The organism is Ferruginibacter sp. (assembly GCF_028288465.1).
Taxonomy (GTDB): Bacteria; Bacteroidota; Bacteroidia; order Chitinophagales; family Chitinophagaceae; genus Ferruginibacter.
Window position 1 is genome coordinate 17369 of the sequence record NZ_JAQBNR010000064.1, and the last position, 13769, is coordinate 31137.

A 13769-nucleotide genomic window follows, 5' to 3' on the forward strand; every position below is an offset into this window, starting at 1 on the left:
TTTTTGTCAATTGTCAATCATGAAAAAAATAATTGTCCTTTTATTACTTGCCTTTTTTGTTGTTAGCGCAGGAGCCCAGGTAACCACCGTTACCGACACAGCAAACCAGGGAAAAATAACTGTATTTAAAGACCCGCGCCTGGATATACTGGCAAAAAAGGAAGCTGCTTTTAATGAGGCTAACGGGTTTTCATTAGGACCAAGGTCTGCAAAAGGATACCGGCTGATGCTGCTAAGTACAAGTGACCGCCCGGCGGCAATGCGGGTAAGGTCACAGTTACTGGAGCGTTTTCCGGAACAAAAAGTATATATGAGTTTTCAGCCGCCTTATATTAAGTTACGGTTTGGTAATTTTTTAGAAAAAGCAGATGCTGAAAAATATAAGAAAGAAATTATCCGTTCGAAGCTGGTGACAAATAATATTTATTTATTGCCGGAAACAATTGAAGTAAAGCCGGATAAAGACAAAGAGAGCAATTAACCGGAAGGATCAGGCCGAGGACTGATCTGAATACCATTAAGTTCATGTTTGCCTGACTGTTTGAACAAACAAAATCCATTAATAATAAAATACCTACCGTGAGTGACCCCCTTCAACAGCAAATAAAAAATTTAGCCCGGCAATATGCCCCTGAAATGATTGAAGTCCGTCACCACCTGCATGCGAATCCTGAGTTAAGTTACAAAGAGTTTAAAACCTCCGCCTATATTCAGCAGCAATTAGCAGCGCTGAATATTCCATTTGAAGTAAAAGCGACTACCGGAGTAATCGGTTTAATTAAAGGCAAAAATCCGGATAAAAGAATTGTTGCTTTACGTGGCGATATGGATGCGCTTCCCATCACAGAAGAAAACGATGTTCCTTATAAGTCAACTGTGCCAGGTATTATGCATGCCTGTGGTCATGATGTTCACACTACCTGCCTGCTGGGTGCGGCAAAAATACTGGCTGCTTTAAAAGGTGAATGGGAAGGAAGTGTAAAATTAATTTTTCAACCGGGAGAAGAAAAAAACCCAGGTGGAGCTAGTTTATTAATTACAGAAGGAGTGTTACAAAATCCGGCACCACAAAGCATTTTTGCGTTGCATGTTCACCCCGGTTTGGAAGTAGGCAAACTGAGTTTCAGGGGCGGTATGGTAATGGCCAGCGCCGACGAAATTTATATTACCGTGCGGGCAAAAGGCGGTCATGCCGCAGCGCCGCAAAATACAGCCGATACCATTTTAATTGCATCGCATTTAATCGTGAGCCTGCAGCAAATTATCAGCCGAAACAATGATCCGTTTAATCCTTCGGTGTTATCCATTACCTCTTTCCAGGGTGGTTTTACTACCAATGTAATTCCATCGGAAGTTAAGCTGATGGGTACTTTCAGGGCAATGAACGAAGTGTGGCGGTTTAAAGCGCATGAACTGATTATTAAAATGGCGACAGAACTGGTACACAGTATGGGTGCCGAAATTGATATTAAGATTGATGTGGGTTATCCATTTGTTTTAAACAACATAGCGCTCAGCGCAGCTGCCCGTAAAAAAGGGGAAGACTATCTCGGAATTAACAATGTAGAAGAAACCGAATTAAGAATGGGGGCTGAAGATTTTGCCTATTATTCTCACCAGTTACCCGGCTGTTTTTTCAGGCTCGGTGTTGGCAATAAAGCAAAAGGTATTTCAATTGGCGTGCATACTCCTACTTTTAATATAGATGAAGACGCCATCGAAATCGGTATGGGTATGATGGCCCTGCTGGGTGCAACCGGAGCTGAATAGCGTTTCACTTTTGCCATCCGGCACTACAATTTCTTTGAGAATCATTTATGTACCTTACATCAATTTTTAAATTGGCTATGCCTAGTTGATTGCATTAAAAAATTATCATTCAAAGCCGGCAATTGTTGTTGTTTTTATATGTGCCGGCAAAACGAAATTGCTAAATAAAAAGTATGTCAAACGAATTAAGTAAACAACAGGCGCTGGAGTATCATGCCAATGGCAGACCAGGCAAAATTGAAGTCGTTCCCACCAAGGAATCAAAGACACAAAGAGATCTTTCTTTAGCTTACTCGCCCGGCGTGGCAGTACCCTGTCTTGAAATTGCCGCCAACCCTGAGGATGTTTATAAATATACAGCAAAAGGTAACCTGGTAGGGGTTATCAGCAATGGCACCGCAGTGCTTGGTCTCGGAAATATCGGTCCCGAGGCTGGCAAACCGGTGATGGAAGGTAAGGGTGTTCTGTTCAAAATTTTTGCAGACATTGACGTGTTCGATATTGAGATCAACGAAACCGATCCGGAAAAATTTGTTCAGATTGTAAAAGCACTGGAACCCACTTTTGGCGGTATTAACCTGGAAGACATAAAGGCACCCGAATGTTTTTATATTGAACAGGAATTGAAAAAGCAATTGAAAATTCCGATTATGCACGATGACCAGCATGGTACAGCGATTATATCCGCTGCTGGGTTGTTGAATGCCCTGGAATTACAAAAAAAGAAAATTGGAGACGTACGTATCGTGGTAAGCGGGGCAGGTGCTGCGGCAGTAGCCTGCATGAAATTGTATGAAGCGCTCGGAGCAAACCGTAACAACTTTATGGTGTTCGACAGAAGAGGAATTATCTATACCGGACGGGAAGGTGTGGATGAGATGAAAAAAGATTTCTGTACGGATGCAAAGTATAAAGACTACGATCTTGCAAAAGCACTCGTTGGCGCAGACGTATTTATTGGTTTGAGCCAGGGTAATATCGTGAGTCCGGAAATGGTGAAATCCATGGCTAAAAAACCAATCGTATTTGCATTGGCAAATCCTGATCCGGAGATTGCGTACGATACCGCTACGTCTGCCCGGCCAGACCTTATCATGGCTACAGGACGAAGCGATTATCCTAACCAGGTAAACAATGTACTTGGCTTTCCTTATATATTTCGTGGGGCACTTGATGTCAGGGCAACCACCATTAACGAAGCCATGAAAATGGCTGCTGTAAAGGCATTGGCTGCATTAACAAGAGAACCTGTACCGGATATTGTGAATCTTGCCTACAATGCGAAAACAATTTCTTTCGGCCCGGATTACATCATCCCCAAAGCACTTGATCCACGCCTGTTGTCGACTGTTGCGCCGGCTGTTGCTAAAGCTGCTATGGAAAGCGGTGTAGCAAAATATCCCATCACAGATTGGGAAGAATATAAACTGCAGTTAAATAAACGGCTTGGACTTGATAACCAGCTGAGCCGCGTAATTGGTAACAAAGCACGCAAAGATCCTAAACGGGTTGTTTTTGCAGATGCCGAAAATATCAAGATTTTGAAAGTTGCTCAACTGGTAATTGAAGAAGGTGTGGGTTACCCGATTTTGTTAGGCGATGCAAAAAGAATTACCAAACTGGCAATGGACAACAGTATTGATTTAGAAGACATCCCGATCATTGATCCAAAGGCCGAAGAATACCATGAGATGCGGAAACGGTTTGGTGAATTGTTTTATGCAAAAAGGCAGCGGAAGGGAGTTAATAAGCATGAGGCTCATAAGATAATGCGTGACAGGAATTATTTTGGTTGTATGCTGGTTGAAACCGGCGAAGCGGATTGTATGATCAGCGGATTAACCCGTAGCTATCCGGAAACTATCCGTCCGGCTATCCAGGCGATCGGCACTGAGGAAGGCGTTAAAAAAATAGCGGGCATGTACATTTTGCTCACCAAACGTGGCCCCTTATTTTTAGCGGATACAACCATCAATTTCAATCCCACCGCAGAAGAACTGGCAGAGATTACTTTGTTAACAGCAAAAGAAGTAAAGCAGTTTAATATTGTTCCGCGTATTGCAATGCTATCCTATTCCAACTTTGGCAGCAGTAATTCAGACGAGGCTAACCTGGTGCGTAAAGCAAGGGAAATAGTAAAAGCGAAAGATCCTGAATTGGTCTGTGATGGCGAAGTACAGGGTATCCTGGCGTTTAACAAAGAAATTTTAAAAGACAATTATCCATTTACTGAACTACTGGATGGTGATGTAAACACACTCATCTTCCCCAACCTTGCCGCCGGTAATATTGCCTATAATTTATTGCAGGAAGTAGGCGGTGCGGATTCTATCGGACCTGTTTTACTGGGCTTAAAAAAACCGGTGCATGTGCTGCAATTGGGCAGTTCTATCAGGTCAATTTTTAATATGGTGTTGATAGCAGTAGTAGATGCTCAATTGAAAGGGGAATCAAAACCAGGAGAAGAGATCGATAGAAGTAAGTGGGGCAACCGTTTAAAAAAACGGGCGCACGATTTATAAAACTGCTTTGGTTTACAATTACAGTTACTGATAACAGCCGGCAAATGCCGGCTGTTATCAAAATATCAGAATCAAAATTTATCTTCGTTTAACAACAGTTATAACAAAACAGTAACCTGTACATAAAACTGCAAATCAATAATGACTTTTTTCACGCATTTCGGCCGCTATCTTTTAATGCTTAAAGGCATGTTTACCAGGCCCGAAAATTTAAAAATGTACTGGAAAGAATTCATGCACCAGTGCAACGATATTGGTATTGGCTCACTGGGCATAGTATCTATTATTTCAGTATTTATTGGTGCGGTTAGTGCCGTTCAAACATCTTATCAATTGGTTAGTCCTTTAATAGCACCCGAAACCATTGCACAGATTGTAAGGGATACTGTAATTCTGGAGTTTGCTCCCACATTAGTATGTATTGTGTTGGCTGGTGTAATTGGTAGTAAAATTGCGAGCGAGTTGGGTAACATGCGGGTTAGTGAACAAATAGATGCATTGGAAATCATGGGCATTAACACTAAAGCTTATCTTATTTTACCCAAAATTACTGCAGCATTGCTAACCATTCCGCTACTGGTAATTATATCAATGGTATTGGGGATATGGGGTGGCAGGCTGGCAGGAGCTGCATCCGGCATATTGTCTGCCGATACGTTTGACAGGGGTTTATTATTAAAATTTATTCCATATAATGTGACATTTGCACTCATCAAATCTTATACATTCGCTTTTATCATCAGCAGCATACCGGCTTATTATGGCTATTATGTAAAAGGCGGGGCGCTGGAAATTGGCCGCAGCAGTACAAAAAGTGTGGTGGTCAGTTGTATCATGCTACTGTTTGCTGATTATGTTTTGACACAGATGTTGTTAACACACTAATCACCGACGAGGTTGTGCTACTGTGTAACACTTATACCTAAAACTTATAACTTATAACTGCCTCCCGGTATGATTGAATTTAAAAATATCAAAAAAAGCTTTGACGAAAAGGTAGTCCTGGACGACGTAAGCCACGTGATGGAAACTGGGAAATGTAACCTGATCATCGGAACCAGCGGCAGTGGAAAAACTGTTTTACAAAAATGCCTGGTGGGTTTGTTTGAACCCGATAGTGGTGAAATTTTGTACGACGGAATCAGCTTTACCGAAATGGATGATGATGGCAGAAAGGCATTGCGCCAGCAGATTGGTATGCTGTTTCAGGGCTCAGCTTTATTCGATAGTATGACCGTGGAACAAAACGTGATGTTCCCGCTGGATATGTTTGCTAAAATGAGCAGCAGTGAAAAATTAAAACGGGTAAACGAAGTACTGGACAGGGTTAACCTGGAAGGGGCGAATAAAAAATTTCCGGCAGAGATCAGTGGTGGTATGAAAAAAAGGGTCGGCATTGCAAGAGCTATTGTATTGAATCCAAAATATTTATTTTGCGATGAGCCTAACTCAGGGCTCGATCCTCAAACTTCCATGGTGATTGACAAGCTCATCCTTGAGATCACCAAAGAGTTCAACATGACCACCGTGATCAACACCCACGACATGAACAGCGTTATGGAAATCGGTGAAAATATTTTATACATGTTTGAAGGCCATAAAGAGTGGACCGGCAACAACGAAGAAATTATTTTTTCAAAAAATGAAAAACTCAACCAGTTTATTTTCGCTTCTAAATTTTTACAGGATGCCAAGGACATGCGCATGCTGGAAGCCAAAGGCATCATTGCAGATGACAGGAACATGGAAGATATGCTGAATAACGGGGAGGAGATAAAATAAATCACCGCTTTAAAGAGATAAAAACAGGGCAAACCATTTGCCTGTTTTCTAATTTGCTAATTTTCGAATTTTGACATTTACTCCCCTATCTTTGCGAAAATTTTCAATATTTCATTTCTAATTCTTAATCGATACCATGTCAGTTCTCGTTAATAAAAACTCCAAAATTATTGTACAGGGTTTTACCGGTACAGAAGGTACATTTCATGCTACACAGATGATAGAATACGGCACTGACCTGGTGGGTGGTGTTACGCCGGGAAAAGGCGGTACAACGCATTTGGACAAGCCTGTATTTAATACTGTAGCGGATGCGGTTAAAGCAACGGGTGCAGATGTGAGTATCATTTTTGTACCTCCAGCATTTGCGGCTGATGCGATTATGGAAGCAGCTGATGCCGGTATTGCGCTGGTGGTTTGTATTACAGAAGGAATACCTGTACAGGACATGGTGAAAGTGAAAAACTTTTTAAAAAGCACTACCGCAAGGCTGATTGGACCTAACTGTCCCGGTATTATTACTGCGGAAGAGTGTAAAGTGGGCATTATGCCAGGCTTTATATTTAAGAAAGGCAGAATTGGTATAGTATCCAAAAGCGGTACGCTTACTTACGAAGCAGCGGACCAGGTTGCAAAAGCCGGCCTTGGTATTTCAACTGCAATTGGTATTGGCGGCGATCCTATCATTGGTACAACCACCAAAGAAGCGGTGGAATTGTTTATGAATGATCCTGAAACGGACGCCATCGTAATGATTGGTGAAATCGGTGGCGGTATGGAAGCTGAAGCTGCACATTATGTTCAATCAACAGGTAATAAAAAACCAGTTGTAGGATTTATCGCTGGTCAGACAGCGCCTCCAGGACGCCGCATGGGCCATGCCGGCGCTATTGTGGGTGGAGCCGATGATACGGCTGCAGCCAAAATGAAAATCATGACCTCGTGTGGTATTCACGTAGTAGCAAGTCCGGCTGATATTGGAAAGACAATGGCAGACGTGCTAAAAAAATAATTTATTCCTTTTCGAATTAAACATAAAGCCCCGGAAATCCGGGGCTTTATGTTTAAAGTAATCACAAGGGGCAATGATATTAAACTGTCTTTCAGTTGTATCCCTTTTGTAACTTCTCTTCTTTTATAACAGTGGTTCGCAAAAGCTGTGCCGCCCGTCTGCTGCCGCTTTAAAAAATGTTAAAGAAAAAAATTACCTGTTCTTTTATGTAAAGAGACAGACCCATACATCTGTTAACTGCAGCCTCTATTGTACGCCATTATAACAGTCCGGCAACAAGCTGTATCTTGTAATTAAAATAAATTCAGGCATGTATTTAAAGAACCTTTTACTGGTAATTTTTACCGGGTTAGTATTTAAGACTATGGCGCAAAAATCTAAAGATTATTCAACAAACTGGTCAAAGGTGGCGGCCTTTGAAACAAAGGGCCTCACCCGTTCTGCCCTGAAAGAAGTGCTTGTTATTTACAAATTGGCCGTAAAAGGCAACAATGATGCACAACAAATAAAAGCTGCTATCTACCAGGTTAAGTACCACAACATGGTACAGGAAGACAGCAGGGAAAACAATATATTTTTTGTAGATACATTAATCACTCAGGCAAAAGCACCCGCAAAAAATATTTTACAAAGCATGCAGGCCGAAATGTACTGGCAGTACCTGCAAAATAACCGATATAAATTCTACAACCGCAAACCATTGAGTGATGAAAAAGCAACCGACATCAGCACCTGGAGTCTGGAGAAATTGCATACTACCATCAGCAAATTATATAAGGCATCGCTGGCTGATAAAAGCCTGTTGCAAACAAGCACAATAGAGGTTTTTGATCCTGTCATTATCAAAGGTGAAAACACAAGGCAACTCCGCCCTACCCTTTTTGATTTTTTGGCATTCCGGGCGTTGGATTATTTTAAAAATGATGAACAGGATTTGATCAAACCTGCCTACAAATTCACCATCAATAACCCAGCTGCATTTGTTCCCGCTGCTGAATTTGTTACCATAACTTTTACAACAAAAGATACTGGTGCCCTGCACTTTAAAGCCATTGAGCTATTGCAGGAAGTTATCCGCTTTCATTTAAAAGATAAAAACCCCGATGCCTTGCTGGACGCTGATTTGATACGCCTGAACTTTATGCACCAGTACGCTATCAATGAAAATAAAAACAGTTTGTATGAAGCTGCATTAAAAAATATAGAAACAACCTACGCCGGTAATGAAGCCACGGCACAGGCCATGTATTTAAGGGCGCAGATTTACCGTGAGAAAGGTCAGCAGTATGATCCATTTATCGCAACAATCAACCAGTACGAAATAAAAAGGGCAAAAGAATTGTGTGAGCAGGCCATTGCAAAATACCCGAAAAGTGAAGGTGGCATCAATGCACAAAATCTATTGACAGAAATACTCCAACCTGCATTAACACTGGCAACTGAAAAAGTAAATATTCCGGATGCACCTTTCAGAACGTTGGTGAATTATAAAAATACCGCCACTGTTTACTTCCGCGTGATAAAAACTACTGTCGATGCAGTAAAAAAAATGGACCGGCGTGACTATGACAAATTATGGAAAGATGTTGTGGCGCTGAAAGCTGTTAAAACATGGAGTGTTTCGTTACCCGATCTGAAGGACTATCAAACCCATGCTGCCGAAATTAAAGTGGATGGGTTGCCTGGCGGAGTTTACCTGATCCTTGCCAGCCTCAATAATGATTTTTCCCTCCAAAAAAATATCATCGCCAAACAATTAACTTACGTAAGCAATATCAGTTACATCAACAATAACAAAGATGAATACTATGTGCTGAACCGCGACAATGGCCAGCCCTACAACAGTGCAATCGTGCAGGTTTGGGAAACAAAATACAATTACTCGAGTGGCGGCAATGATGATACAAAAGCAGAGGGTTACACGACTGATAAAAATGGTTTCTTTCAATTAAAGAAAAGCAAGGATTACAGAAATATTAAACTGCAGATAAAAACAGCAGGTGATGAACTGTTTTTGCAGGATGAAACCTACAACACGTATTACAACGGGTATGAACAAACCCCTGTTGTAAAGCCGGTAACTTTTTTATTTACAGACCGGTCCATCTACCGCCCGGGGCAAACGGTTTATTTTAAAGGCATCGTTTTACAAAAAGGCATAAAGGCTACAGAAACAAGCATTCTTCCCAAATTCAGCTCCAGCCTGCAATTGAGGGATGCCAACCAGCAAAAGGTAACCGATGTACACCTGGTGACGAATGAATACGGATCCTATCATGGTTCTTTTAAATTACCCGAAGGTACTTTGAACGGGCAGTTTAATTTGTTTGACACTGCCACCCTATCGCAGCAATATTTTAGTGTGGAAGAATACGAGCGCCCGAAGTTTTTTACTGAAGTGGAAAAGCCAAAAGGTACTTACCGGCTAATGGATAGCATTACCGTTACCGGCACCGCCAAAGCTTATGCGGGCAACAATATTGATGGGGCAAAAGTGAAATATCGGGTGGTGCGTAAAGTTCGTTATCCCATTTGGTGGGGTTGGGGAAACTATATCCGCAAAGGAAGGCCCGGTGTACCGTATGGCCGGAGTGATGAAATGGAAATTACCAATGGCGAAACAACTACAGACGTAGCAGGTGCATTCCACGTTACATTCAAAGCTTTGCCTGATCAAAGCATCGACAAAAAAACACAGCCTATTTTTTACTATGAAGTGAGCGCCGATGTTACGGACCTGAATGGTGAAACAAGAAGCGGCTCAGCATCGGTGGCCGTTGCTTACCAGATGTTGCAATTGGACATTAACGTTGCAGATAAAATGTCAACCGACAGTTTAAAAAACATCCTCGTAAAAAGTACCAACCTGAACGATATAGAAGAAACCACCAACGCTACGGTTATCATCCAGGAATTAAAAACACCTGCAAAAATTTTCAGGGAAAGATATTGGGATCAACCCGACCAATTTGTAATGAGCAGGGATGAATACTATGGCTACTTTCCGTATGATGTGTACAAGAATGAAAATGAAGTAAAAAATTATGAAGCCGCTGCGAAAGTTTTTGAAAAAACCGACAGCACCAACCACAATATAGCTTTGGCAGGGCTGTCTTTAAAACCAGGGTGGTACAAGATTGTAGCTGTTGCAAAAGATAAATATGGTGAAGAAGTGAAAACTGAAAAATACGTGCAGTTATTCAGCAACAGCAAAACAGCAATCACTGCCAATGCGGTGGAGGTGAGGGTAGACAACAACCAATCGGAACCTGGTAAAAAAATACAGTATAACATCGCAACGGGTTTTAAAAACGTCTGGCTGATTCATACATTGACTAAAATGGAAGAAGGCACTAAGACTGCCTACCCCACCATTACACCAGGCCAGCCATTTCAAAATGAAATTTTGGTAACGGAGAAAGACCGTGGTGGCATGAATGTTAGCTATGCATTTGTACAACACAACCGCGTATACAAGGGCAATGAAAGTTTTTATATTCCCTGGAGCAATAAAGAACTCACCATTGACTATGCTACTTTCCGGGATAAATTATTACCCGGTAGCGAAGAAAAATGGACGGTAAAAATCAGCGGTAACAAAGGCGAAAAAGTGGCGGCAGAAATGCTGGCAGCCATGTACGATGCCAGTCTGGACCAGTTTAAACCACATGCATGGAGTGCACTGAATATCTGGCCGGGATTGTACAATACTGTTAACTGGACAGATAAAGGATTTGAAGAAATGAGTTCAGAAGAATACAATCGGGTGGATAATGTTTATCTAAATACCCATCCAAAGTCTTATGATCAGCTAATATATAATAACGAGTATACTATTGATTATGCTGGTAGTGGTCTGGTTGAAAGAAGAATACGGTCGGCTTCAGAAGTAAAACTTTTGAATGCACCAATGGCTAGTGCAAAAAAATATGATGAACAAATAAAAGAAATAAAAGAAGATCAGATAATTGCTGCAGTTAGATTGGATTCTGCCGAACGCCCATTAAATAACAATTCAAATACACAAGATCAATCCATCCAAATTCGCAAAAACTTCAACGAAACTGCCTTCTTCTTCCCGGATTTGCAAACCGATGCCGATGGCAATGTAACTTTTTCATTCACTATCCCTGAGGCATTGACCAAATGGAAGCTGATGACTTTCGCACATACCAAAACGTTGGCTAGCGGCTATGCCGAAAAAACAACCGTAACACAAAAGCCCCTGATGATACAACCCAATGCGCCCCGCTTTTTAAGAGAAGGCGACGGCATTGAATTCAGCGCCAAGGTTGTAAACCTAACCGATAAAGAAATCACCGGCACCACCCAACTGGAATTGCTGGATGCTGCTACCAACGAATCGGTGGATGGCTGGTTTAAAAACATTTTTCCAACACAGTATTTTACAGTTGCGGCAGGGCAAAGTGCAGCAGTAAAATTCCCGATAGAAATACCGTTCAACTTCAACTCGGCAATGACTTATCGCATAGTAGCCATGTCTTCTGATAAATCCGATTCACAGGCAGGGAACTTTAGTGACGGTGAAGAAATGGCAATCCCTGTTTTAACCAACCGCATGCTGGTAACAGAAACAGTGCCGCTCAATCTAAGAAACACGACCTCCAAAACTTTCAAATTTGAAAAACTATTAAACAGCGGCAGCAGTCAAACCATCACCAACCACTCACTAACGGTGGAGTACACTGCAAACCCGGCCTGGTATGCGGTGCAGGCATTACCCTATCTAATGGAGTATCCATATGAATGTGCTGAACAAACTTTTAACCGCTATTACGCCAATACACTGGCTTCTTTTGTAAGTAATAGTGCGCCGAAAATAAAAGCCGTATTTGACAAATGGCGCACCACTGATACAGCAGCCTTGCTAAGCAATCTTCAAAAAAATGAAGAACTAAAATCAGCCCTGCTTCAGGAAACTCCCTGGGTACTGGATGCGAAAAATGAAAGGGAGCAAAAGAAAAATATTGCGCTGCTATTCGACCTGGTAAGGATGGGCAATGAAACAACCAAAGTCATCCAGCAATTAAAAGACATGCAAAGCAGCAACGGTGGTTTTGTATGGTTTAAAGGTGGCTCGGATGACCGGTACATTACGCAATACATCCTCACAGGAATCGGTCATTTAAAAAAGCTAAATGCGCTGCCCGGCAACAATAACAGCCAGGTAAATGACATGATGATGATGGTGAATAAGGCGCTCCCCTACCTGGATAAAAAGATTAAAGCAGATTATGATGCCCTGATTAAACTAAAAGCAGACCTTAAAAAGAATAACCTTAGCAACACAGCCATCCAGTACCTGTACATGCGGAGTTTTTTTACAGAAACACCTGTCGCAGCTGCGTCGCAAACCGCTTACACCTATTACCGTGAGCAGGCAAAAAAATACTGGCTCAGCAACAGTAAATACCTGCAGGCCATGATTGCATTGGCACTGAACCGTACCAATGATGCCGTAATACCCAAAGCGATCATCCGGTCATTGAAAGAAAATGCCATCAATAAAGAAGAACTGGGTATGTATTGGAAAGAATGGACCAACGGGGGCTATTACTGGTACCAGGCGCCGATTGAAAGCCAGGCCTTGATGATAGAAGCCTTTTCTGACATTGATAAAAATACCACTACCGTTGATGACCTTAAAACCTGGTTGCTAAAACAAAAGCAAACACAAAACTGGAAGACTACCAAAGCTACCGCAGAGGCTTGCTATGCACTGCTGCTGAACGGCAACAGCTGGTTAAACACAGAAAAAGAGATAGCTATTAACCTAGGCAATACAGTAATAAAAAGCACCGATGATAAAACAGAAGCCGGAACAGGTTACTTCAAAAAAACAATTGAAGGAGAAAAAGTAAATGCAGTGATGGGTAACATCAAGGTAGATATCAAGTCAACAAACACCCAAAACCCTTCTTTACACAGCAAGGAAGCCTCATGGGGAAGTGTTTACTGGCAATATTTTGAAGACCTTGATAAAATAACTTTTGCTGAAACGCCACTCAAACTGGCTAAAAAATTATTTATTGAAAAGAATTCTGACAAGGGCCCGGTGCTGGAGCCTATTTCGGATAACGCTGAACTGAAAATCGGTGTCAAAGTAATTGTGCGTATTGAATTAAAAGTGGATAGGGATATGGAATATGTACACATGAAAGATATGCGTGCTGCCTGTATGGAACCGGTGAACGTCATCAGCCAGTACAAATGGCAGGGCGGTCTGGGCTATTATGAAAGTACCAAAGATGCCAGTACCAATTTCTTTTTTGGTTGGTTACCACGTGGCAGCTATGTTTTTGAATATCCCCTGTTTGTAACGCATGCCGGTAATTTCAGCAATGGTATTACGAGCATCCAATGTATGTATGCACCTGAATTTACCAGCCATAGTGAGGGGATTAGGGTGAAAGTGGAAGCTCAGTAACCCATTCGGCTCTGGAGGGGCAATCTGGCTCCAAAAGTTCGAAGGGATTTTGTTTTACAAAAATGCATCGTTTAAAATCTTTAATGGAGGAAATTTTAGAAAATAATGTAACGGAAACGGCAATAAATCAGATAAATGGGCCGTGTATCGTAAAATTTATCCATTATCCACTGATAAATTATCCATTAAATCCCTACCTTTGCAGCCCCGTAAACATTTGTGTACGGAATTAACC

The 13769-nt window shown here is 41.7% G+C and carries 7 protein-coding genes; all 7 read left to right on the forward strand.

Annotated features, from left to right (window positions below; genetic code table 11):
* Positions 1 to 19: 19 nt before the first annotated feature.
* The 7 genes from JWR61_RS24320 to JWR61_RS24350 all read left to right on the forward strand — a co-directional run bounded on the left by JWR61_RS24320 (position 20) and on the right by JWR61_RS24350 (position 13534).
* Entirely contained in the window at positions 20 to 481 is a 462-nt protein-coding gene (locus tag JWR61_RS24320) for an SPOR domain-containing protein (RefSeq protein ID WP_301930277.1), read from the forward strand.
* A 98-nt stretch (positions 482 to 579) separates the two neighbouring features.
* On the forward strand, positions 580 to 1770 hold the full coding sequence (locus tag JWR61_RS24325; protein ID WP_301930278.1) for a M20 family metallopeptidase: 1191 nt from the start codon (positions 580 to 582) through the stop codon (positions 1768 to 1770).
* A gap of 173 nt (positions 1771 to 1943) precedes the next feature.
* Positions 1944 to 4292 (forward strand): NADP-dependent malic enzyme, encoded by a 2349-nt coding sequence (locus JWR61_RS24330; RefSeq protein WP_301930279.1) that lies wholly within the window; start codon positions 1944 to 1946, stop codon positions 4290 to 4292.
* Positions 4293 to 4433: 141 nt separating this feature from the next.
* Positions 4434 to 5177, forward strand: coding sequence for an ABC transporter permease (locus JWR61_RS24335; RefSeq protein ID WP_290335896.1), 744 nt, complete (start codon positions 4434 to 4436; stop codon positions 5175 to 5177).
* 69 nt (positions 5178 to 5246) lie between these two features.
* Positions 5247 to 6074: an ABC transporter ATP-binding protein gene (locus JWR61_RS24340; protein ID WP_301930280.1), complete on the forward strand. Its 828-nt coding sequence runs from the start codon at positions 5247 to 5249 to the stop codon at positions 6072 to 6074.
* Between the two features lie 136 nt (positions 6075 to 6210).
* Positions 6211 to 7086, forward strand: a complete 876-nt coding sequence (sucD, locus tag JWR61_RS24345) for a succinate--CoA ligase subunit alpha (RefSeq protein WP_290335894.1) — start codon at positions 6211 to 6213, stop codon at positions 7084 to 7086.
* A 310-nt stretch (positions 7087 to 7396) separates the two neighbouring features.
* Positions 7397 to 13534: an alpha-2-macroglobulin gene (locus JWR61_RS24350; RefSeq protein ID WP_301930281.1), complete on the forward strand. Its 6138-nt coding sequence runs from the start codon at positions 7397 to 7399 to the stop codon at positions 13532 to 13534.
* The last annotated feature ends 235 nt before the right edge of the window (positions 13535 to 13769 follow it).